This is a genomic window from Rubricoccus marinus (genome assembly GCF_002257665.1).
Classification (GTDB): domain Bacteria; phylum Bacteroidota; class Rhodothermia; order Rhodothermales; family Rubricoccaceae; genus Rubricoccus; species Rubricoccus marinus.
This window is the reverse complement of sequence record NZ_MQWB01000001.1, coordinates 2,165,168-2,187,055: the sequence shown is the minus strand read 5'-3', so window position 1 is coordinate 2,187,055 and position 21,888 is coordinate 2,165,168. Positions and strand designations below refer to the sequence as shown.

The window sequence follows — 21,888 nt, the reverse complement described above, 5'->3', positions numbered from 1 at the left end:
GGGGTCAGCCCTCGCCGGAAGGGCGCGCCAGAGGCCTAGTTGGTGACCTCCTCGTCGTCGTAGGAGAAGTCGAGGTCATCCTCGGAGTCGTCGGCCGCGTCGAACGGGAGGCCGTCGTCGGAGTCGCCGTCCACGTCGGGCGCGACGAGCTCTTCGCGGGCCTCGTTGACTTCGGGGTGCTCGGCGTTGATGAGCAGCACGGTGTAGTCGTACGGCATCCCGCGGCGGCGCTCCAGCTTGACGGCGCCGGCCTCCTCCAACTCGGCCACGAGGGCTTTGGGGTCGGAGTCCTGGGGAAGCTCCTCGGAGAGCCTGCGGAGCAACGGGGTGAGGTACACCTCGTCGTACTGCCCGAAGTGGAGAAGCGTGAGTTCGAGGGCTTTGAACGCCTCATCGGTCTCGATCTCGGCGGGCTCGCTAAACTGCGTGGTAACCACGGGCTCGCCGACGGGCGCCTGCGGGGCGAGGGTGGCCTCGGGCAGGAGCGTCGCCGCGTCGATGTACTCACCGTTTCCGGTGTGGCGGACGACGAACGGGGAGAGGTGCTCGCGGAAGCCGACGCAGATCACGCGCTTGCCGGCCCCTATGAGCGCCTGCACAACGGGCACGTAGTCCCGGTCTCCGGTGAGCAGCACGAAGGTGTCGATCTCCGGGCGCTTCTCGCGGATCGTGATCGCATCCACGGCCAGTTGCAGGTCCGAGGTGTTGCGGTGCATCGTGGCCGGCACGTACACCGGCTCGATGCCGTAGAGGTAGAGGCTTCGCTTGACGTGCCGGGTGTGGTCATCGAGACCGCTGAAGTCTGCGTAGGCGCGGCCAATGGTGATGCGCGCGCCCGAGAGGTGGTCCCGAAGAGCGGAGAGGAGATCGGTGCAGATGTCGGCGGGGCTCCCGTCGTCGATCTGGTGCTTGAGGTAGTGGTGGAGGTTCTGGTAGTCGATCAGAACGCAGGCCTGTGTCATGAATACTGGGTCGTAGAGAAAACAGGAAACGGAATAGACGGCGCTTCTGGCGCCAGAGGCCGGAGCCGACTCAGCAGCCTAGCCTTCGGCGTCGAGCTCTAGGATGTTGAAGTTGTGGTTGGTGTACACGCAGATGTCAGCCGCGACCGTGAGGCCTTCCTCGACGATCTCGCGGGCGGAGAGGTTGGGCGCGTGCTTGACGAGCGAGCGGGCGGCCGCGAGGGCGTAGTTCCCACCCGAGCCGATGGCGACGATGTCGTCGTCGGGCTCGATCACGTCGCCGGTCCCGCTGATGAGCAGCAGCCGGTCTGGCGCTGCGATGGCGAGAAGCGCTTCGAGGCGGCGGAGGTACCGATCCGTGCGCCACTCTTTGGCGAGCTCGACGGCGGCGCGGAGCGTGTTGCCGCCGTACTGTTCCAGCTTGGCCTCGTACCGCTCGAAGAGGGTGAAGGCGTCGGCGGTTGAGCCGGCGAACCCGGAAAGCACCTTGCCGCCTCCGAGCGGGCGCACCTTGCGCACCTTGTGCTTCATGACGGTGTCGCCCATGGAGGCCTGCCCATCGGAGCCGAGGGCGACGCGGCCGTTGTGCCGGACGCCGAGAACAGTTGTCGCGTGGATCTTCATAAATAGAGGGAATCGAAATCTGAGCCGAACCAGGGCGCTTCTGGCGCCAGAGGCGAGGGTACCCGACACGGTGTACCGTGTTGCAGGGGCCTCCTCAGTTCACACGGCCTCTGGCGTTCTGCACGCGGATTTGGCGCGCCGCGTTGACCCGCGCTCGCCTGGGCCTCTGGCGCCAGAGGCGGGCGCTGTGGCGCCGTTTGCATCAGACCAGGGGACCGTGTGCAGAGTCGGTCGGCTTTGTGCCGTGCGATCTGCTTGGCTGAGCTCTTACGCAGAGAAGAGCGCAGCGGAGCCGTCCCGCCCACTTCTCGTTGTGCCGCTCCATACAATTGTATTTTGTACACATATGAAGCGGGGGCGTCACGGGTCGCCCCGTTCTTGAACCCACACCCTCACCCTGGCCGCCTCTTGCGGGTGTCCACAACCCTACCAGAACGATGGCAAACGAACGCCAAGTCGCCCGCTTCGGACCATTCAAGGACTTCATCGCCAACGCCGTCAGAGATGGAGACACGATCTACGTCTCCGGCCAGGTCGGTACGGACAGCGAGGGCAACCTTGCAGGTGAAGGAGACCTCGCCGCGCAAACCCGTCAAGCCTACGCGAACGTCGCCGAAGTGCTGGGCCACTTCGGCGCGACCATGGACAACGTCGTAGACGAGACATGGTATGTGACAGACATCGGCGCGACGATGGGCAACGTGGGAGAGTTGTTCGGAATCCGCGCTGAGGCATACGGTAAGAACCCCGAGGTTGCGCAGACGATGATCCAAGTTTCGGGTCTGGTGATGCCAGAACTCCTAATTGAAATCAAGTGCGTGGCACGCATATCTGAGGCTGCCTAACCTGGCGTTGCAGCCAGCGAGGCCGTCGGTGTTTTGGGATCGTCCGGGAGTTGGCGCCGCCATAGTGTTGTGGACACATTCCGCCGTTTACCCCGTGTGGCTTCGCGTCCAACCGCACACGCGCTGTCACCTCTGTGCCAGTGCGGGCGTCGTCAACGCTAGCCCTCCCGCCTTCACTTATGGGGACCGCGCGCTCCCATTCCTCATCCTCCTTGCTGCGCTGGAGTCTCATCCGGCTGCTGCTCAGTACCTCCCTGAAGAGACTGAGCAGTGGTACCCCTGGACTGACGACGGCTGCTTCAGCCACTACGTCGTCGGAGTAGGGACCGCCGGTGCCGTCGGCGATACGGTCGTCGTCCTTCACGGCGGGTGGGAGGCTGACCACAGCTACCTCTTCGGCGCTGTGCTCCCGCTCGCGAGCCACCATCTGTAGCCTCTGGCGCAAGAGGCTAGCCGTCGAAGTCCGCCAGTAGCTCCACGATCGCGTCCTGCGCCTGGTTCACGCGGCTCGTGCGCGTGGAGTAGTGGTTGCACATCAGCGAGAACGCGATAAGGTGCCCGTTGTCGGCCGTCACGTAGCCGGAGAGCGTGCGGGCGCCCGAGATGTAGCCGGTCTTGGCGTGGACGTTGCCTCTGGCGTCGCCCGAGCGGTAGCGGCGCTCCAGCGTGCCGCTCCGGCCGCCGACGGCGAGGGACTCGTAGAACGCCTCGCGGACGCCAGGCTCCGGGTGCTCGTTCATCGCGCGGAGAAGCTGCACCGTCGCCAGAGGCGTGAGGCGGTTGAGCGCCGAGAGGCCCGATCCGTCCGCGATGCGGAGGCTCGCCGGGTCCACGCCGATCCGGTTGAGGAACGGTTCCATCGCGGCCGCGCCCGCCCGCGAAGAGCCGGGGTCGAGCTCGTCGCCGCTGTAGCCGTACACGCCGAGCGTGCGAAGCAAGTGCTCCGCGTACAGGTTGTTGCTCTCCGTGTTGGTCTCAGCAACGATGTGCTTGAGCCGGGGGGACTCGTGGGTCGCGATGCGTTGCATGCCTTCGTAGCGGATGCGTGGGCCGTCCCACTCGTCCACGTCAATGGCGTCGCCGTCGACCTCGATGCCCTCGCGCTGAAGCGTGGCGACGAGCACGCGGATGAAGTACGTCGTGGGGTTGGACACGGCCACGTCCTCGCGCTCCACCTGCCCCGCAGGGACCGACGCGGTCACAAGAAAGCGGTTGGAGGAGAGATCGCGCGAGTAGCCCTCGCGGATGCTCCCGCCGTCGGTCGTCGTTGTGCGGTTGACCACGTCGATGTAGCCCACGTCGGGCGTGACGGCAATGCGAGCACGGTCGCCGGGCGTCGTCCCGCTCACGGCGAGGTTGATCGTCCCCTCGCCGAACTGCAGGCCGGAGATCTCGGCGCCGTAGTACCACACGAGGTCGTCCCAGCTCCAGCCCTCGCCGAGCGCGCGGTCGTCGAACACGTTGTCGTCGCCGATCACGGAGCCGCTGATGCGGCGGACGCCAGAGGCCTTCAAGCTGTCCGCCCACTGACGGAACGTGCGCGTGAGGTCGCCAGAGGTGTAGCGGGCGCCCATCGTGGGATCGCCGGAGCCGCGCACGACGAGCGAGCCGACCAGCGTGCTGCCTCGGATCTGGCCGTCAGCATAGAGCCGCGTCGTGTAGCGGAAGTCCGCGCCCAGCTTATCCAGCACGCCCGCGGTGGAGAACAGCTTCATGTTGCTCGCCGGGATAAAGCGCTTCGCCGCGTTCCGGTCGTACAGAATCCGGTTATCCGTCAGGTCCACGATGTACGCGCCCCAGTAGGCGTCGTTGAACGCGCTCGCGTCCAACTGCGCGTCAATCAGGTCCGCGAGCGCGTTTGTCGCGGCAAAGCCCGATGTGGGCTGAGCGGCGGCCTCTGGCGACAGCGCCAGAGGCGTGGCGAACAAGAGACAAAGGGCGGCGAGACGGGGAAGAAGCTGGCCGCGAGGCATCGGCGTAGAAGGGGTGCGGGGAGTCAACGGAGACGCCTAGAAGGTAGTGCGATCACGCGTGCGAAAAGCAGAATCCGGGCCTCTGGCGGCGGATTCGGGCCCGCCGGAGGCGGACGCGGTGTCGGGCTAGGCGGGAGCGCCAGAGGCTCAGCCGCCGGCGCCCGTGGCGAGGGAGTCGCGCGCGGCGCCCAGAAGCGTCTCGATCTCCACGTCCGGGACCGAGAGCAGCACGTACACATAGCCGACCTGCGAGATCGGGGCGGCGGGCGTGACCTCAATGATGAAGTCGTTTCGGCCCGCGGCGGCGTAGGCCGTGTCCACGCGCCCAACAGGGACGCCGGCAGGGAAAACGCCGCTGTAGGGGCTCGTCGTGACGAGCATCCCGCGTTCGACGGGCTCGGTCTTAGGGACGAACTCCATCGTGAGCGTCCCAGGCTTGCGCCCATCCCAGCTGATGAGGCCGTCCAGCGCGAGGGCGTCCAGCGTGGCCGGGACGGTGAACTGCGTGTTCTGGTGCGGCATCACAACGGAGTAGTTGTCGCCCACGAGGAACACCTTGCCCACGATGCCGCGCTCGTCGATAACGGGCATGCCCACCTGGATGGAGTCGGCTTCGCCTACGTCGATGGTGAGGAAGTTGGCCTGCTCCGTCTGGTCCTTGGTGACGATGCGCGCGACTCGGTAGCTGACGTCAAGGGAGTCCGCGAAGCCCAGCAAGCCACGGAGACGGGCGTTCTCGGCTCGCGCCTCGCGGAGCCGGGCCACCTCGGTGGAGAGGTCCAGGGCCTCGGCCCGCAGCCGCTCGTTCTCGCCGAGCGAGCGGCGGAAGCGGCCCACGCGGGAGAACGTGCCTTCCACGGGGCCCGTCACGGCCAGCGCGACCGAGCGCGCGGCGCGGAGTGCCGGCCGGTTCCGCCCCACGAAGATGGCCGTCGCGATCAGCACCAGGACAGCCAGAAGCACGTAATCGCGGGTGCGGAGCCAGACTTGCGCGGCCGGGTTGCTCATCGAGACGGGAGGGGGAGAGGGGCGGGCTCCTCACGACCGAGGCGCCTTCGCGTTCCCGAACCTACGCCGAGCCGCGAGGGGCGGGCTTGCGGGCCGGGTCTGAAAACGACTCGACCTCTGGCGCCAACGCCAGAGGCCGAGTGCAGGACGCCAGAGGCGCCTTAGCTGGTGAGGACGGCGGCGTAGGCCTCGGGGTCCTCCAGGACGCGGCCCGTCCCGCGCACGACGGCCGTGAGCGGGTCGTCGGCGACGAAGACGGGGAGCTCGGTGCGCTCGCGGAGGTACTCGTCGAGCCCCTTGAGCAGCGCGCCGCCGCCGGTGAGCATGATGCCGCGGTCCAGCACGTCGCCGCCCAACTCGGGCGGGGTGCCTTCAAGGGCGCGGACAACGGCGGCAGCGATCTGGTTGACGCCCTGGCGCAGCGCCTCGCGCACGTCCTCGCTCGTGACGACGCGCGTCTTGGGCACGCCGGTCACGAGGTCGCGGCCCTTGACGCTCAGCTCCAGCTCGGGGTCGAGCTTCTGGGCGCTGCCGATCTCGCACTTGATCCGCTCCGCCGTGCGTGAGCCGATCAGGAGGTTATGGTGCTTCTTGAAGTACTGCACGACCGCCTCGTCCAACTCGTTGCCGCCCACGCGGATGGACTCGTCGATCACGATGCCGTTGAGCGCGATCACGGCGATCTCCGTGGTGCCGCCGCCGATGTCGACGATCATGTTGCCCACGGGCTCGTCCACGCGCAGGCCGATGCCGATGGCCGCCGCCATGGGCTCGTCGATCAGCTTCACGTCCTTGGCGCCCGCGCTCCGCGCGGCGTCGATCACAGCGCGGCGCTCCACCTCGGTGATGCCGCTCGGCACGCAGATCACCATCCGGCCGATGCCGGTAAACCAGTTCGGACGCGCGCCGCGCACGAGGCCCTTGATAAGCTCATCAGCGACGGAGAAGTCCGCGATCACGCCGTCGTTGAGCGGGCGGATGGTCTCGATGTCCTTGTGCGTGCGCTCGTGCATCATCAGCGCTTTCTGCCCGATGGCGACGGACTTGCCCGTGCGCCGGTCGCGAGCCACGATGGACGGCTCGTTCATGATGATGCCCTGGTCGCGGACGTGGACGAGGGTATTGGCGGTGCCGAGGTCGATGGCGACGTCGACGGAGAACGGGTTGCGCACGGGAAGGTGGAGGGATCAGAGGACGCTCGGACAGGGCCCCAGGCCAGAAGCGGTGCCTCTGGCGAGGGCCCGGTCGGAGCGGGAAAAGGCAAGGGAGCCACGAAAGCGGCCGCCTTAGTCACCCCTGTTGGAGCACTAAAACGGCCGAGCGACAAGGTACGCAGCGGGTTAGGCGGTATGTCTTAAGCTCTGCCTTGATTTTTCGAAGAGGTATGCGTTGGGACAGGGTGCCGTTGCCCTCCGCCGCGGCCTCTGGCGCCAGAGGCCACGGCGGGACTGTTGGCCGCGCCCGCCAGAGGCTCAGTGCCGGAAGTGACGGGCGCCGGTAAACACCATTGCCATGCCTCTGGCGTCGGCGGCCTCGATGACCTCGTCGTCCCGGACGCTGCCGCCGGGCTGGATGGCCGCGACGGCCCCCGCGTCCGCAGCCGCCAGAAGCCCATCCGCGAAGGGGAAGAAGGCGTCACTCGCCACGACCGAGCCGGCAAGGTCCAGGCTTTCCTTGCCCGCCTTGCGGACCGCGACCTCGCTGGCGTCGATCCGGCTCATCTGACCCGCGCCAATACCGAGCGTGGCGCCACCTTTCGCGTAGACGATGGCGTTGCTCTTGACGTGCTTGCAGACGCGCCACGCGAAGTCGAGGTCGGCCCACTCACCATCCGAGGGGGCGCGCTGGGTGGCGACTGAGCAGCGCTCGCGGAGCGCGGCGGCCGTCCCGAGCGGCGCGTCCGGCTCCTGCGCCAGGACGCCGCCCGCAACCGACCGCAGCAGGTAGTCCGGGGCCGAGGCCTCTGGCGTGTAGGTCAGCAGCCGCCGGTTCTGCTTCTGCTGGAGGAAGTCCAGCACGCCGTCCTCGTACTCAGGCGCGATAATGAGCTCGGTGAACACCGCGTCGATGGCTTCCGCACTCGCGCGGTCCAATGCCCGGTTAACCACCACGATGCCGCCAAACGGCGAGAGCGTGTCGGTCGTGAACGCCTTGCGGTACGCGTCGGCCAAGCTCTCCGCCTGACCCACGCCGCACGGGTTGGTGTGCTTCAGAATGGCGACCGTCGGCGGCGCGTCGGCGAACTCGCCGATGAGGTCCAGCGCGGCGGTGAGGTCCAGCAGGTTATTGGTGGAAAGCGCCTTGCCGTGGAGCGTCTGGTACGGCGCGCTATCGGAGTAGAAGCCCGCGCGCTGGTGCGGGTTCTCGCCGTAGCGCAGCGGCAGCGCCAGCGGCAGGCTCACCTCCAGCGGATCGGGCAGGGCCTCTGGCGCCACGTCCGTTTCATCGTCAGAGGTGGAGTCGTCGCCAGAGGCCTCGAAAAAGCGCGCGATGGCGTCGTCGTAGTCGGCGGTGTGACGGAAGCCGGTCGTCGCGAGGCGGTGGCGCGTGGCGAGCCCGAGCGTGCCGTCATTCGCGTCGAGTTCGGCCGCGAGCGCGTCGTAGTCGGTGGGGTCCACCACGACGGCGACGGAGCCGAAGTTCTTGGCCGCCGCCCGTAGCATCGTGGGCCCGCCGATGTCGACGTTGTCGGCCGCGAGCGCGTCATCGGCGCCAGAGGCGACCGCCTCGCGGAACGGGTACAGGTTGACGGCCACGAGTTGGATCGCGCCGATGCCGTGCGCCTCCAGCGTTGCCTGGTCCTCCGGGTCCTGGCTCCGCGCGAGGATGCCGCCATGCACGTTGGGGTGCAGGCTCTTGACCCGCCCGTCCAGAATCTCCGGGAAGCCCGTCACGTCGGCCACGTCGATGACCTCCAGGCCTGCCTCGCGAAGCGCCCGCGCCGTCCCCCCAGTGGAGAGCAACTCGACGCCGTGCGCGGCGAGGCGTTGCGCAAACGGCACGAGGCCTGTCTTGTCGCTGACCGAGAGAAGCGCGCGGCGGAGCCTCTGGCGGTCGGCGGGAGGGGGGAGAGTCTTAGCGGAGATCATGGCGGAGGGATGGGGGCAGTGGGGAGTGGCAGAGCGTCACGCTGGCCTCGCGGCGCCAGGGGCCTCTAGCGCGTGGGTACGCGGGATATCGCGCCAGAAGCTTGACGCGGCGCCAGAGGCTGCGCTGATTTGGCTACTGGCTACTGGCTACTGGCTACTGGCTACTGGCTACTGGCTACTGGCAGGATGCGAACGAGGCGGCCGTCCAGGCTCAGACGCCCGTCGGCGAGAAGGGCGAGGGCGCGGGGGAAGACCTGGTGCTCCACGGCCAGCACGCGCGCAGCGAGGGCCTCTGGCGTGTCGTCGGCGTGGACCGGGACGGTGTCCTGGAGCACCACCGGGCCGGTGTCGAATTCGGTGTCGACGAAGTGGACCGTCGCGCCGGAGAACCGGGCGCCGTAGTCCAGGACGGCGCGGTGCACGTGCTTGCCGTACATCCCCGCTCCGCCAAAGGCCGGAAGGAGGCTGGGGTGCACGTTCAGGATCCGGTGCCGGAACGCCGCGACCACCTCGGGCGGAATTCGCTTCAGATACCCCGCGAGCGCGATGGCGTGCGTGTCGTACCGCGCGAGCACGTCCAGCAGCGCATCCGCGAAGCGAGCGCCAGAGGCGTAGTCCTGGGCCTCTGGCGTTACGACCTCGCGCGGGATGCCGCGCGCGGCGGCCCGCTCCAGTGCGCCGATGCCCTCGCGGTCGGTGACCACCACGGCGACCGAAGCCGCGAGCGTTCCGGCGTCGATGGCGTCCAGGATCGCGCCGAGGTTCGAGCCGCCGCCAGAGGCGAAGACCGAGAGCCGCATCGGGCGCGGTACAGAAATGGGCGTCCCGAGGGGTGGCGTCACTGCGGCGGCGCGGTGAGGGGGGAAAGCGTGGTCAGCACCGCGTCGGCGCCGACCGTCAGGCGCGCGTGGACGCCGACCGGCATGGGCGTCTTGCGCGAGAAGTGGCCGTAGACCAGGCCTCTGGCGACGGGGCCGGGTACGAACGCGGCGTAATGCGCGAGGACCTCGTCGAGTTCAAGGCTGGGGCGGTTCTTGGGCGGCTCGGCGCCTGTGAAGGCGCCAAAGACGAGCCCACCGAGCCGCTTGAGCACGCCCGCGAGGTGCAGCCGCGCCAGGAGTCCGTCGATCCGGTACGGCGACTCGCCAACGTCCTCGATAAACAGGATCGCGCCGGTGAGGTCGGGCAAGTACGGCGTGCCGAGTAGCGCTGCGATAAGTGAGAGGTTGCCGCCGATCAGCGTCCCCTCCGACTCGCCAGGGCTCATCGGCGCCAGAGGCTCGCCGCCGGGGCCGACGACTTCCCACGGGTGCGCGCCAGAGGCCACGTCCCACAGCTGCTGCTCGCTGGCGGGGTCCAGGTCTGGCCAGTCCGGTGCCGCCATCGCGGCGGACAGTCCGGGGACGCCGGCCAGTGCCCAGGCGGCGAAGTGGAGCGCGGTGATGTCGGAGTAGCCGACGATCAGCTTGGGGTGGGCCGCCAACGCGTCCCAATCCAGGCGGTCCAGGATGCGGAGCGCGCCGTAGCCGCCACGGAGGCACACAATCGCGTCCAGGTCGTCGCGGCGGAACAGCGCGTTGAGCTCGGCCGTGCGGTCGTCGTCGGTTCCGGCGAGGTAGCCCAGGCGCGGCGCCAGTGCCCGGCCGGATTCCACGGTCAGGCCTCTGGCGCGGAGAGCGTCCAGGCCCGCCTCGGCGTCCTTCCGGTGGAGCGCAGCCGAGGACGGGGCCGCAACGGCGACCCGCGAGAGCGGCGTAAAAGGGGGCGGCAGAGGCACGCCCGAAGGTACCGGAGCCGCGGCCTCTCGCGCTGTGGATTCCACCCCTCTACCAGCGGGTTTTGTCCCGCTGCCTCGCGCCTCGCGCCCGAGTGTCAGAGGCGTGTACTGCTACTCGCGGCGGCACGCCTCCAGCACGGTTGAACGGCGCAAACGCGGTCCTGGCCTCTGGCGTTCTGCGCGCCGGGCTAGAGGCGCGGGGCACGCGTTTCGGTGGGAGGGAGCGCCACGCCAGAGGCCGCAGGCGTCGCTTTTTCGGGGTGGCGCCCGCGCACGTCTACCAGCAGGGCCGAAATGGCCGCGAGGTCTTGGTCGAGATCGCCAGAGGGGACCACGGTGCCCACCACGCCGATCTCTTTGCGGCGGTAGTCGAAGCACAGCACGGCGATGGGCACCCCGGCGCGGACGGCGATCCGGTGGAAGCCGGTTTTCCAGCCCTCGCCGCGTCCGCGCGTGCCCTCGGGCGCCATCGCGAGCACGAGCGTCCCGCCAGAGGCTTCGGCGGCTTCAAACCGCTCGATGGCCTCTTCCACGAGTCCGCCGGGCCGCGTACGCTCCACGGGGATCCCACCGAACGAGCGCAGGATCCAGCCCACCGGTGGGCGGAACAGCGCGCGCTTTGCGAGAACGTTGACGTCGATGCCGCACAGCGCCGCGGCGCCGAGGCCGATGATGCCGTCCCAATTGGAGGTGTGCGGCCACCCGATCAGCACCTGCCGCGGGGCGTTTGTGAACCCTCCCACGTACCGCCATCCGAGCGCCTTGAGGAGCAACCAGCCCAGGACCTTCGCGATGGGATAGCGCCGCCTCGGCACCGCCGGCGGGAGAGCGGGCAGGCGCGCGTCGGTCGGCAGTAGAGTAGGCGAGGCGTCCATCCTAGCGCGCGATGGTGAGCATGCGAGCGGCCCGGACCTCGCCAGATGTCGCCGTGCAGGCGTACACGCCAGAGGCCAGCGCGCGGGTCGGCACGCGGACGGCGTGGCCTCTGGCGGCGGTCCAGACGGCGAGCACCTCGCGGCCGAGCGAATCCGCGCACGCGATGCGTACGGGCGCCGTGGCGCCGGGCACCTCGAACGTCACGAATGCCTGTGCCGGGTTGGGGAACGCTCGGAACGGCAACGCGGCCGCTGGCGCGGATTCGGGAGTTGCCTCGCCCGAGGTGGAGCCGCTCGCGGGCAGGAGCGCGCGCAGCATGTCGTCTAGGAGCGCACGCCAGTTGCCCCACGAGTGGCCTTCGGGGACCTCGCGGTAGGTGAGCGGTACGCCGCGAGCCTCCATCGCGCTCCGCATCCGGCGCGCGCCGCTCTCGGTGTCGTTGATCGTGCCGGTGGTCATGTGCACGTCCCAAGTCTCGCCAGAGGCGGCCATGAGGCTGTAGAGGCTCGGGCCGGTCCACCACTGCGCGCTTTCGCTGACCCAGAACGCGGGCGACTGGATCGCGAGCTTGCCGAACACGCCGGGGTACTGGAGGCCGAGATAGGTGGAGAAGACGCCGCCGAGAGACGTTCCGAGGATCACGCGGCTCTCGCGGTCGGTCCGCGTCGGGTACGCGGCGTCGACGGCCGGCACCAGCTCGGTCGCCACGAAGTCCGCGAAGCCCGCATTCTGCACGTACTGGTCCTGCCGACGGTTCTGTCCGTTCAGCCGCGGGTCGATAAACACGACGATCGCCGGCTCCACGTCGCCTCTGGCGACGAGGTTGTCGAGCACGATGCGGAGCGCGCCCAGGCGGTCGTCGGCGTACTCGTGGCCATCGGTGACGTAGATCACGGGCAAGTCGGAGAGCACGTCCACGTTGGCGGGCGTGTACACGCGGTACACGACGGGCGCGCCGTACGCCACGCTCTGCATCGTGACTGCCGTGGAAAGCGAGCCTCTGGCGACGCCCGGCTCGGGCACGGTTTCCTGCGGGAACTCCCAAGCGGGCATTCGGAGCTCGGAGTTAGGGCCAAACCCGCTCCATTGTTGGTTCGGGTTGTTGGGGTCCAGGATCCAGTTGCTCCCCACGACGAGCTTGTAGTCCAGCCGCGCGTTCGCGGGGAAGCGCTCCAGGCGCGCCCACACGTCGCCGCGTCCGATCCGCGCCAGAGGCGCCGCCGTCGCGTTCCAGCCTGTGTGGTCTCCGGCCACGCTCACGCCCGAGGCGTTCCCGCGCCAGAGGAAGAGGGCGGAATCACCGGAAGCTGCCGGAATCTGGCCCGCCGTCCGGAGACCGCTCCAGATCGCGTCGAGCGCGACGCGACGCTCGGCGTCATCCTCAATCGCCGAGGCGGTCTCGATCTGCTGCAGCGTCTCGCCGACGGTCTGCGGTTGGGCGCTCACGCCAGAGGCGAGGACGAGGGCGAAAAAGACGGAGCGCCAGAGCATGCGAGAGCGGGAGGGTGCGTGCGTAACCTAGCGCGAACGCAACCGCCGATCCGCGAAGGCGCGCCCAGAACGCCGCTAGGGCTCAGGCCTCTTGCGCGGTGTCCTCTCCATTCTGCGCGATGGACTCCAGCCGAGGACCGGTTGCCTCACCCGTCGCATTCCCCCACAGGCGGCCTCTGGCGCCGGGGGCAAAAAAAGCGGCCGAGACCGAGCGTACCCGCTCCGGCCCCGGCCGTCTCCCTCTCTCCCTCAGGAGACTCGTTGCTCAGTATCGGCCTCTCGCCAGAGGCCTAAAGCGTTGTAGCCGTTTTCTTTAGGCGGCGACGCTGTTACGCTGCATGTGCGTGCGCAGGGTGCCGAGCGTCTTGGACAGGATCTGCGAGATCCGGGCCTCGGTGAGCTGGAGGTCGCCCGCGATCTCGCGCAGCGTCCAGCCCTCGTGGAAGTACAGGTTGACGATCTTCTGCTCGCGCTCCGGGAGGCAGTCCACAAGCGTGTCCACGTAGTCGTAGAGCGAGCGGCGCTCGACCGCCTCGTTCTTGCAATCCTCGATGGGGGAAGGGAGCGTGTCGATCGGCACGGGGCGGGACTCGCTCTCGGCGTAGAGGGAGAGCATGAACCGCTGCTGGGCATCCGTGCGGAGGCGGTCGTAGTCCTTGACGCTCACGCCAAGGCGGGTGGCGACCTGGGCGGCGCGGGGCTCGGCGCCGAGCTCCTGCTGAAGCTCCTCGGCGCAGCGCGAAGCCTCAGCCACACGGCGGCGGCGGTCCCGGCTCAGCGTGTCGATGGTGCGCAGGAAGTCGATCAGGGCACCACGGATGCGGCCGTAGGCGAAGCTCGCGAAGCTGGTCCCGCGCTCGGGGTCGTAAGAGTGCAGCGCCTGCACCATGCCCAACATTCCGGCGTTCTCTAGGTCGGCGTAGGTCGCCAGAGGATGGTCGGGGAGGGTTACGCGGCGAACCATGGAGCGGACCAGCGGGAGCGCGGCGACGGCAACGTCTCGGCCGTTCAACTCCGAGGGGTCGTGCGAGAAGCGGACGGCGGCGGCTTGTAGGGGCGTCTTCATAGGAGGCGTCTAGGCGTGGTGGGCGCGACGTGTGCGTCGCAACCGGGGCAGCGTGTCGGCGATGAGCAGGCCACCGAACGCGAGCAGGCACACGCCCAGACTCAAGACGAACGCTTCGCTGGGCGTCTCGGGCAACCGCCCCAAGAGGGCGATGACACCAGCGCTAGCGACGAGTCGGAGAGTCCAGAAAGGCATGAGCACGAGGGAAGGTTGTCGGGCTCTTCTGCAAGGCCCATGCCCACAGCCGCCCGGCCTCCCGCGGCGTCCCCCCGTCTCTTCAACAATGCCCCCATCTCGGAGCCTCTGCGTGCCGTATGCCCCGATTAATGCTTCAGGGGCCTCATCAGGGGCGGTGCGCCCCGCCTTAATCATCCCCCCCGGAGCGGTACAGAACCGTAACGCTCCGGGGTAGAAGGGTGCGTTCGGTACCACATCGGCTCACCGTTTAAGGTCTTCGCCCGGCCGCCGATGTTGAACGATCCCCCTTTCGTCTGCCGGCGCAAGAGGCCGGCGAGGCTAAGGCCTCTGGCGGAAAAGGTCCGTCGGAAAAGCGCTCGGTGTTCAGGTTACGGGGCCGGCCTCGGTCGGCGCCTCGTAGCGGAGGTGGGCGCCCGTCTCCAACGCCTCAGCGATGGCGTCGACGCAGCGGTCGATGTCCTCCTGCGTGTTCCAGACGAACGGCGCGAAGCGCAGGACTTCCCCGCGGCGGCTGTCGGTGTACACGCCGCGTGTCTTCAACCACGCGCACATCTTATCCGCGTCCGGCATCGCGAGAACGATCATGGCGCCCCGCCGCTCGGCCTCTCGCGGGGACCGGAGGTGAACGCCAGAGGCCCCGGCAGCCTCTGGCGCGAGAAGCGCATCGATCCGCTCGATGGCGTAGCCGGTTTTGTCGAGGGAGTCCTGCCGGACGGCGTCTAGGCCGGGACCGAGGAGCACGCGGAGGCCTTCGACGGCGTGGTACATGGACGCGACAGCTGTTGTCCCTGCGAGAAAGCGGCGGCGCACGCGGGGGTGCGGCTCGGGCGCGGCGTTGAAGCCGAACGGGTCGGCGTCTGCAAACCAGCCAGAGAGACGGGGGCGGAGGTCCAGGCCAGGGCGCACGTAGAGATAGGAGTTGCCCGAGGAGCCGCTCGCTTCCTTGAGGAGCCCGCCCACGTACACGTCGGCGCCGAGCGCATTCACGTCCACGTCCACCGAGCCCGTTGCGTGGTAGCCGTCGACGCAGAGAAGCGCGCCTCTGGCGTGGGCGCGGTCGGCGAGCGCGCGGATGGCCGCGTCGGGGAGCTTGGCGCCAGAGGCGAAGCCGACGTGGGAGACGAAGACCCACGCGGTGTCATCCGTTATTGCATCCAGCATGGCCTCCACGTCCACGTCTGCGCCAGAGGCCGCCACCTCGTGCATGTTGATCTCGCGCAGTCCCGCCCACTGGCGAACGTTGTGGCGCACGCTGGGGAACTCGGCCTCGCTCAGCACGACCCCCGTGCGCCCGTCGAACGGCTCGTCGCACGAGAGCAGGGCGGCAACAGTCCAGTGCACGTTGGGTTGCAAAACGCACGTGCCCGGAGCGGCGCTGAGGAGGGGCGAGATCCACCGGTCGCCGAGGTCTTCCGGTAGGGTCCACCAACTCGTTTGGTGCCCGATGTCCCAGCGGTCCGGGACGCCGTTCCAAGCGTCGACGCCGCGCTCGGCCCAGTCCTCGCAGAACGCCTGCATGATGGCGGGCGTGGTCTGAGGCATCAAGCCGTGCGTGAACGCGCGGAGTTCGGCCACGCGGCCGCCATCTGGGCCGGTGGGAAGGACGAAGGCGTCGGAAAGGTCGAGCACAGGAGAAAGCGGCGGTGTGTACCGGGTAAGGTCGCACGGCCAGCGCTTTGTTCCGCCAGAGGCCTCTGGCGCGTTTGCCTCTCTACGCATGAACGCAGTGCGGCAGTCGCAGGAGGGAACGCCGACTCCGCCTCTGGCGCCAGAGGCGCTGTTCGCTCCCAGTCCCCAGCAGTCCCCAAACGCAAACCGCCCCCGCTGGAATGACCAGCGGGGGCGGAGGAAGCAGAGCTTCGGATGGCGCTAGGCCATCTCAGCCAGGTTCGTCTCGACGGCGTCGATGTGCACCGTCTTGCGGCCACCGCGTCCGGTCTGGAAGCGGACGCGTCCGGTGGACTTCGCGAACAGCGTGTCATCGTTGCCACGGCCGACGTTGACGCCGGGGTGGAACTTGGTGCCGCGCTGGCGGACGAGGATGGAGCCGGCGTGGACGACGGAGCCGCCTGCGGACTTCACGCCCAGCATTTTCGGGTTGGAGTCGCGGCCGTTCTTCGACGAGCCGACGCCTTTCTTGTGAGCCATATCTCTTGGGGGCGCACGCCGGAGGCCTCTGGCGCCAGGCGATGCCTGGCAGGGCCGCGGCTAGCGCGTCGGTCTAGTTGGTGGAGAGGGAGCCGATCTGGATCTGCGTGTAAGGCTGACGGTGGCCGTTCTTGACCTTGTAGCCCTTGCGGCGCTTCTTCTTGAAGACGATGATCTTGTCGCCCTTGACGTGGGCCAGGATCTTCGCGGTCACCGACGCGCCATCCACGGTGGGGGCGCCTACGGTAACACCAGCGTCGCCAGAGGTGAGGAGAACGCGGTCGAAGGTGACCTCGCTGTCTACGTCGCCCTTGAGGCGAGGAACGTAGAGCTTGGCGTCCTCTTCGACGCGGAACTGCTTGCCGGCGATTTCAACGATCGCGTACATACGGGTGCGGGCTTGGGACCCTCGGCGACAGCGCCCGGCCTCGTGCCGGGGCCCTCCGAGGGGCGCGGAATAGACTCGGAAACTACAGCCCGCCGCCAGAGGCCCGCCATCGCGGGGGCTTCAAAAAGGAAGGAGGCTCAGCCCGGCGAGATCTGGCGCTTTGCTCCGGTCCGTGTAGAGACGGACGTACGCGGTGGCCTCTGGCGCCAGAGGCTGACCGTTCGCTTTACGCCTGCCCGTTCGCGAGCGCGGTGTCCGCCAGAGGCTCGCCCTCGCGCGGCGCGTCGCCTTCCATGAGGAGGCCGAACAGGTTGACGAGCGTGGCGCGCATCTCGCCGCGGGGGCGTATGAGGTCGACGAAGCCCTTGTCGAGGAGGAATTCGGCGCGCTGGAAACCGCGCGGGAGGTCCCGCCCGATGGTCTCGCGGATCACGCGTGGTCCAGCAAAACCGATCAAGGCGCCGGGCTCGGCGATCTGCACGTCGCCCAGCATCGCGAACGAAGCCGTGACGCCGCCGGTCGTCGGGTTGGTGAGGATGGAGATGTACGGCAAGCCGTGCTCGCCCAAGACGGCGAGGTTGGCGCTGGTCTTCGCCATCTGCATCAGCGAAAGCGCGCCCTCCATCATGCGCGCACCCCCGGACTGGCTGATGATGACGCACGCCCGCTGCTCCTCGGTGGCGCGGCGGATGGCGCGCGTCAGGATCTCGCCCACGACCGAGCCCATCGAGCCGCCAATAAAGCTGAAGTCCATCGCCGCGATGGATGCCGGGTGACCGCCAACAAGGCCCGTGCCCGATACGGCGGCGTCATTCAAGCCGGTTTTGCGCTCGGCCGCGATGGTGCGCTGCGGGTACGGCTTCCGGTCTTCGAAGCTCAGCGGGTCGCCCGAGTGGAGGTTGGCGTCGTGCCGCGTGAACTGCCCGTCGTCAAAGAGGAGGCGGAGGTATTCCAAGCCCGGCATCGTGTAGTGATGCTGGCACGAGGGGCACACGCGGGCGTTCTGCTCCAGATCGCGCTGGCTCGTGATGGTGCCACACTCGGGGCACTTCTGCCAGTAGCCTTCGGGGGCTTCGTTGCGCTCACGCGCTTCGGTCTTGATGCCGGCGGACTGTCGCTTGAACCAGGCCATGCTCAGGGTCGGGAGGAGAGAGGGGAAGGTAGGAAACGCCAGCGGCGCCCGTCAGCCTCTGGCGCGAGCGGCGGGATCGCCAGAGACGAACGGCTTGAGGTAGGCGGGCTCGTAGGCCGCCACGTCCTCCGTCTCGCCGGCTTGGAGCTTCTGATGCCCCAAGCGCGCGACGACAAGGCCCGACGGCGTCGCGTCCAGCGTACGGTGCTCGATCCCCTCCTCGCGTAGCGCGCCAGAGGCGGCGTCCGACGCTCCGCCGACGAGCGTCGGGGAGGCCAGCGGCTCGGCCCACGCCGCGACGTCCGAGAGCGTGATGGCCTCTGGCGCCAGGACCGCGCGCCAGCCGTCCTCGCCCCAGCTGTAGGCACCAGCGTACACCTCGCCACGCCTGGAGGGAAGGACCGCGACCCGTGTGTCGCCGGAGGTGGCAGCTCCGCCAGAGGCGTGCACCAGCGCTTCGAGCGTCGAGACCGCGAGAAGGTCTGCGCCGCTGGCGAGGCACAACCCTTTGGCGATGCTCAGGCCGATCCGCAGCCCGGTGTAGGAGCCGGGCCCTGCGGAGACCGAGATGCCGTCTAGCGCCTCTGGCGCGACGGCAGAGGTTGCGAGGGCCGATTGGATCAGGCCCGCGAGGCGCGTGCCGTGCTGGCGCGGGCGCAACAGCGAGAACGAGGCGAGGTCGCGCTCGCCGTCGACAAGTCCGACCGAGCACACGTCGGTCGCGGTCTCAATACCGAGGACGAGCACGGGCGCTTACGCCTCCTCGGGCTCGGGTGCGACTTCCAAGTACAGCGCGTAGGTCGCCATGGCGACGTCGCTGGGCTCGCCGTCCAGAACGGGTCCGGCCGGGCCGTCGCCGGGCGCGTCGCCAGAGGCGTAGGCCACGCGGTCAGCGGTGCTCAGGCCGATCTCGCGGAGGCTCTTGCCGCCCCACTCGTCCGGAAGGCCGAGCGAGCTGGCCTCCTCTGCAGAGAGCGACGCCTCGAAGCCTTCGACCACGTCGGGGGTGTAGACCGAGCCGGTGTTGGCGAAGAGCGGGTCGTCGCCGAACTCCGTTTTGAGGACGTGGGGCGTAAACGCCGCGATCCAGCCGCTGGCGTGGACCACGTCCGGGCCCCAGCCGAGCTTCTGAGCGGTCAGGAGTGCTGCCCGCGCGAAGTAGAGCGCGCGCCCGGGGTTGTCCTCGAAGATCTCCTCGGTGCGCCGGTCCTTGTAGAGCCCTTTGCGCTTGTAGTACGCGACGGAGTCCATGAAGTAGACCTGGAGCCGGATGCCCGGGATGGACGCGACCTTGACCTGGAGGGTGTCGGTGTCGTCTCCAACGGGGACCTTGGTGCCGGACAGGCGGATCACCTCGTGGAGACGGTTCCGGCGCTCGGAGACGACCCCGTAGCGGGGCATCATGATCCGAGGCTCGATGCCTTTCTCTTCCTGGAGCGTGTCGGGGAGAACACGAAGGAGACCAGCGGTTTCGGTGGTCTCGGAGAACGGGGCGACTTCGCCCGCGACATATAAGACGCGCATAGAGTCCGCTGCGGGCGGGAACCTGAAAGAAAATCCTCGGCCAAAGATACGCCGAATCCCTCCTGTCTGCCAGAAGCCGATGCCACGCCGGCGTATTCTGGGCAGCCCCTCACCGCCACCGCGCACCATGACCAAGGCCCAGATTGTGGACCGGATCGCCGAGGCGACCGGGTTGACCAAGCTCGAAACCGAGGCGGTCGTCGACGGCTTCATGCACACCGTGATCCAAGCGGTCGTGGACGGCGAAGGCGTTGAGCTCCGGGGGTTTGGATCGTTCAAATCGCAGCACCGCGCGGCGCGGACCGCACGCAACCCACGCACCAACGAGCCGGTGCCTGTGGCCGCTCGATCGCTCCCGGTTTTCAAGCCCGCCGCCGAGTTCAAACGCCTCGTCGAAGAGGCCAACGCGTAGACGAATGCCCTCCCCGACTTCCTGCCGTTCTTGCGGTGCCGCCCTCGCCCCAGGCGCCGATCGCTGCGCGCTCTGCGGCACCCCCGCCGGTGCGACCGACCCGCTCGCGCCAGAGGCCATCGTATCAGAGGCAACCGCCGACGTGCATGCCTCTGGCGTCCCTGCGGCCGACGCCTCGCGCCTCGTGTGCCCGACGTGCGGCCACGCCAACTCGCCCGAGGCCTTGTTCTGCAACCAGTGCGCGACGCCTCTCGCGGAGGCCGTGCCTGCCCAGGTGCCCAGTCCGCCCCCGGCGTCGCAAGAGGCCGCCTCTGGCGAGCGCCCGCCGTCAGACGTTGGTAAGCGGGCGGTGACCTTTGTCGGCGCCGCGATCGCTGCCGTTATCGGGTTGTACGCGCTGACGGCGTTTTTCGGAGACCGAGGGGCTACGCTGGAACCCGAGCCCAATACGGAGGCGGTCCCCGCTGGCGTTGCCGGCGCGGCTGAGGCGACGATGAACCCGCTGCCTGAGGGCCCGGTCCCGCCGCTTCCCGGCGCGACGATGCAGCAGCAGGCCGCCGCGCTGGAGGCGCAGGGCACCGCGTCGGGCTACTACGAGGCGGCGCGTTACTACCTCACGGCCGCGTTCCAGTCCCAGCAAGAGGCGCCGGACTCCAGCCGCCTCTGGGCCAGCCGCGCGGTGGCGTTGCTGGAGCAGAGCCTGGAGGCTGAGGACAACCCCAACGTGCGCGTGGCGCTCGCGGAAGCGCTCGTGTTCGAGGGCGTCAACCCGATGCGGCCCATCCAAGAAGCGCAGGCGGTCCTCGCTACAAACGCCGGGCATCCCGGCGCTAACCTCTTTATCGGTCAACGGCGGCTGATGATTGGCCGGACGGATCAGGCGCGAGAGGCGTTCGAGACCGTGATCGCGAACACGCAGCCGGGGGAAGACGCGCGCGTAAGCGCCGAGTCCGCGCTTGAACTCATCGAGGGCGGTGCCATTCCGGGCGTTCAGTAGCGTGCGGCCTCTGGCGCTGGCGTCACTCGCATTCGGCTTGTGGGTGGGGTGCGCGCGAGAGGACGCGCTGACGGTTTTCGCGTCGGCGTCGGCGGCGGACGCGGCGCAGGACCTCGCGGAGGCGTTCGAGGGTAAAACGCGGATAAGCCCTGGTGCCACCTCCGCGCTCGCGCGCCAGATCGACGCCGGGGCACCTGCCTCGGTGGCGCTGCTCGTCGGTGACGAGTGGGTGGACTGGCTGGGTTCGCGTCAGAGGCTGAGTGGAGAGCCCATCGAGGTCTCGCGAGGCGCCCTCGCCGTCGTTGTCCCGGCGCGGGATTCCGCTTGGGCGAGCCTGCGGCCTCTGGCGCGGGTTGAGCGCCTCGCCCTGGCCGACCCCGCGCACGTTCCAGCGGGACGCTTCGCCCAGGCGGCTCTGGAGCGCGCCGGCCTCTGGCGCGGCGTGTCCTCGCGCGTGATCCCCTTTGCCGACGTGCGCGCGGCGCTCGGCGCCGTCGCCAGCGGCCGGGCCGACGCGGCGGTGGTCTACCAGACCGACGCCCGTCTGTCAAACCGTGTGCGGACAGCGGCGCTGTTTCCAGATTCGCTCGTCGCACCCATCGTCTACCGGTGCGCCGTCGTTGCGGGCTCGGGGCGCGAAGCAGAGGGCGAGGCCTTCTGCGCCCACGCTCGGGCCTCTGGCGAGACGTGGCGCCGCCGCGGGTTTCGCGCAGTCCAGAAGACTCCGGCAGACCTGTGAGCGCCGCCGACTGGGCCGCGGTCGCGCTCTCGCTACGCGTCGCCGTGGCCGCTACGGCGCTCGCGCTGATTCCCGGCGTCGCGCTGGGGTGGGCGCTCGCGCGCCAGAGGCTCCGCGCGGCGTGGCTGTGGGAGTATGCCGCGATGCTGCCGCTCGTGTTGCCCCCGGTGGTGACGGGCTACGCGTTGCTTCTCGTGCTCCCGCGCAGCGTCGCGTTCACGTGGGGGGCGGGGGTGCTCGCCTCCGCCATCGTGGGCTTCCCGCTTCTTGTCCAAACAGCGCGCGTCGCGTTCGAGGGCATCAACCCGGAACTCGAGGACGCCGCCCGCGCCGATGGCGCCAGAGGCTCGCAGGTGTTCGGACGCGTCACGTTGCCTCTGGCGCTGCCGGGGGTGGCGGCAGGCGCGGCGCTGCACTTCGCGCGGGCGCTGGGGGAGTTCGGCGCGACGGTCGTCGTGGCGGGCAACATCCCGATGCAGACGCAGACGCTGCCGCTGGCGCTGTTCGCGCGGCTCAACAGCGTCGGTGGCGAGAGGCCGGCTCTTATGCTTGCGGGCGTGTCGCTGGTTCTGTCGGCCGCGTGCCTGGGCGCGTACATGGTCCTCGTTCGGCGGCTTCGGCGTACGTAAGGGCGGGACG

At 68.9% G+C, this 21,888-nt stretch carries 24 protein-coding genes; 6 read left to right on the top strand and 18 right to left on the bottom strand.

The window, feature by feature from the left end; translation table 11 throughout:
• Positions 1-35: 35 nt before the first annotated feature.
• Positions 36-962 (bottom strand): NYN domain-containing protein, encoded by a 927-nt coding sequence (locus BSZ36_RS09260; protein WP_094548211.1) that lies wholly within the window; start codon positions 960-962, stop codon positions 36-38.
• Between the two features lie 78 nt (positions 963-1,040).
• Positions 1,041-1,586: an ATP-dependent protease subunit HslV gene (gene hslV, locus BSZ36_RS09255; protein WP_094548209.1), complete on the bottom strand. Its 546-nt coding sequence runs from the start codon at positions 1,584-1,586 to the stop codon at positions 1,041-1,043.
• A 437-nt stretch (positions 1,587-2,023) separates the two neighbouring features.
• Between hslV and BSZ36_RS09250 the strand changes: the two genes are divergently transcribed.
• Positions 2,024-2,431, top strand: a complete 408-nt coding sequence (locus BSZ36_RS09250; RefSeq protein WP_094548207.1) for a RidA family protein — start codon at positions 2,024-2,026, stop codon at positions 2,429-2,431.
• Between the two features lie 67 nt (positions 2,432-2,498).
• A complete protein-coding gene (locus tag BSZ36_RS09245; RefSeq protein WP_143536829.1) occupies positions 2,499-2,864 on the top strand; it encodes a hypothetical protein in 366 nt (121 codons plus the stop codon).
• Positions 2,865-2,880: 16 nt separating this feature from the next.
• On the opposite strand, the gene dacB is transcribed toward BSZ36_RS09245, so the two are convergent.
• The 16 genes from dacB to BSZ36_RS09165 form a co-directional block, all read right to left on the bottom strand.
• Positions 2,881-4,404: a D-alanyl-D-alanine carboxypeptidase/D-alanyl-D-alanine endopeptidase gene (gene dacB / locus BSZ36_RS09240; protein WP_094548203.1), complete on the bottom strand. Its 1,524-nt coding sequence runs from the start codon at positions 4,402-4,404 to the stop codon at positions 2,881-2,883.
• 147 nt (positions 4,405-4,551) lie between these two features.
• A complete protein-coding gene (mreC, locus tag BSZ36_RS09235; RefSeq protein WP_094548201.1) occupies positions 4,552-5,412 on the bottom strand; it encodes a rod shape-determining protein MreC in 861 nt (286 codons plus the stop codon).
• A gap of 161 nt (positions 5,413-5,573) precedes the next feature.
• The gene (locus BSZ36_RS09230; RefSeq protein ID WP_094548199.1) at positions 5,574-6,584 is read right to left on the bottom strand and encodes a rod shape-determining protein; all 1,011 of its coding nucleotides are present in this window, start codon (positions 6,582-6,584) and stop codon (positions 5,574-5,576) included.
• Positions 6,585-6,884: 300 nt separating this feature from the next.
• On the bottom strand, positions 6,885-8,501 hold the full coding sequence (purH, locus tag BSZ36_RS09225; protein WP_094548197.1) for a bifunctional phosphoribosylaminoimidazolecarboxamide formyltransferase/IMP cyclohydrolase: 1,617 nt from the start codon (positions 8,499-8,501) through the stop codon (positions 6,885-6,887).
• 161 nt (positions 8,502-8,662) lie between these two features.
• A complete protein-coding gene (gene purN / locus BSZ36_RS09220) occupies positions 8,663-9,343 on the bottom strand; it encodes a phosphoribosylglycinamide formyltransferase (protein ID WP_218827622.1) in 681 nt (226 codons plus the stop codon).
• Positions 9,340-10,278: a S66 peptidase family protein gene (locus BSZ36_RS09215; RefSeq protein ID WP_094548193.1), complete on the bottom strand. Its 939-nt coding sequence runs from the start codon at positions 10,276-10,278 to the stop codon at positions 9,340-9,342. Before BSZ36_RS09215 ends, purN begins: the two co-directional genes overlap by 4 nt.
• A 188-nt stretch (positions 10,279-10,466) precedes the next feature.
• A complete protein-coding gene (locus BSZ36_RS09210) occupies positions 10,467-11,153 on the bottom strand; it encodes a 1-acyl-sn-glycerol-3-phosphate acyltransferase (protein WP_094548191.1) in 687 nt (228 codons plus the stop codon).
• A 1-nt stretch (position 11,154) separates the two neighbouring features.
• Positions 11,155-12,645 (bottom strand): alpha/beta hydrolase, encoded by a 1,491-nt coding sequence (locus BSZ36_RS09205; RefSeq protein WP_094548189.1) that lies wholly within the window; start codon positions 12,643-12,645, stop codon positions 11,155-11,157.
• A gap of 313 nt (positions 12,646-12,958) precedes the next feature.
• Positions 12,959-13,711: a sigma-70 family RNA polymerase sigma factor gene (locus tag BSZ36_RS09200; RefSeq protein ID WP_094548187.1), complete on the bottom strand. Its 753-nt coding sequence runs from the start codon at positions 13,709-13,711 to the stop codon at positions 12,959-12,961.
• A 9-nt stretch (positions 13,712-13,720) separates the two neighbouring features.
• Positions 13,721-13,906, bottom strand: a complete 186-nt coding sequence (locus BSZ36_RS09195; RefSeq protein WP_094548185.1) for a hypothetical protein — start codon at positions 13,904-13,906, stop codon at positions 13,721-13,723.
• A gap of 366 nt (positions 13,907-14,272) precedes the next feature.
• Positions 14,273-15,628 (bottom strand): aminotransferase class V-fold PLP-dependent enzyme, encoded by a 1,356-nt coding sequence (locus tag BSZ36_RS09190; RefSeq protein WP_094548183.1) that lies wholly within the window; start codon positions 15,626-15,628, stop codon positions 14,273-14,275.
• A 150-nt stretch (positions 15,629-15,778) separates the two neighbouring features.
• Positions 15,779-16,057 carry a 50S ribosomal protein L27 gene (gene rpmA / locus BSZ36_RS09185; protein WP_094548181.1) on the bottom strand — a complete coding sequence of 93 codons (279 nt, stop codon included), beginning with the start codon at positions 16,055-16,057 and terminating at the stop codon, positions 15,779-15,781.
• A gap of 73 nt (positions 16,058-16,130) precedes the next feature.
• Positions 16,131-16,445 (bottom strand): 50S ribosomal protein L21, encoded by a 315-nt coding sequence (rplU, locus tag BSZ36_RS09180; RefSeq protein WP_094548179.1) that lies wholly within the window; start codon positions 16,443-16,445, stop codon positions 16,131-16,133.
• A 226-nt stretch (positions 16,446-16,671) separates the two neighbouring features.
• Positions 16,672-17,577, bottom strand: a complete 906-nt coding sequence (gene accD, locus BSZ36_RS09175; protein WP_094548177.1) for an acetyl-CoA carboxylase, carboxyltransferase subunit beta — start codon at positions 17,575-17,577, stop codon at positions 16,672-16,674.
• Between the two features lie 51 nt (positions 17,578-17,628).
• Positions 17,629-18,324 carry a tRNA (adenosine(37)-N6)-threonylcarbamoyltransferase complex dimerization subunit type 1 TsaB gene (gene tsaB / locus BSZ36_RS09170; protein ID WP_094548175.1) on the bottom strand — a complete coding sequence of 232 codons (696 nt, stop codon included), beginning with the start codon at positions 18,322-18,324 and terminating at the stop codon, positions 17,629-17,631.
• Between the two features lie 6 nt (positions 18,325-18,330).
• Positions 18,331-19,101: a glycogen/starch synthase gene (locus BSZ36_RS09165; RefSeq protein ID WP_179271109.1), complete on the bottom strand. Its 771-nt coding sequence runs from the start codon at positions 19,099-19,101 to the stop codon at positions 18,331-18,333.
• 127 nt (positions 19,102-19,228) lie between these two features.
• Here BSZ36_RS09165 and BSZ36_RS09160 point away from each other — a divergent pair, with 127 nt between their 5' ends.
• Genes BSZ36_RS09160 through BSZ36_RS09145 form a run of 4 tightly spaced genes read left to right on the top strand, consistent with a single transcriptional unit; the run spans position 19,229 to position 21,878 of the window.
• Entirely contained in the window at positions 19,229-19,513 is a 285-nt protein-coding gene (locus BSZ36_RS09160; protein ID WP_094548171.1) for an HU family DNA-binding protein, read from the top strand.
• 4 nt (positions 19,514-19,517) lie between these two features.
• Entirely contained in the window at positions 19,518-20,510 is a 993-nt protein-coding gene (locus tag BSZ36_RS09155; RefSeq protein WP_143536827.1) for a zinc ribbon domain-containing protein, read from the top strand.
• Complete coding sequence (gene modA / locus BSZ36_RS09150; RefSeq protein WP_179271108.1) at positions 20,488-21,249, top strand: molybdate ABC transporter substrate-binding protein; 762 nt, start codon at positions 20,488-20,490, stop codon at positions 21,247-21,249. The genes BSZ36_RS09155 and modA overlap by 23 nt, the downstream gene beginning before the upstream one ends.
• Positions 21,246-21,878, top strand: a complete 633-nt coding sequence (locus BSZ36_RS09145; RefSeq protein ID WP_094548166.1) for a molybdate ABC transporter permease subunit — start codon at positions 21,246-21,248, stop codon at positions 21,876-21,878. Before modA ends, BSZ36_RS09145 begins: the two co-directional genes overlap by 4 nt.
• Positions 21,879-21,888: the final 10 nt, after the last annotated feature.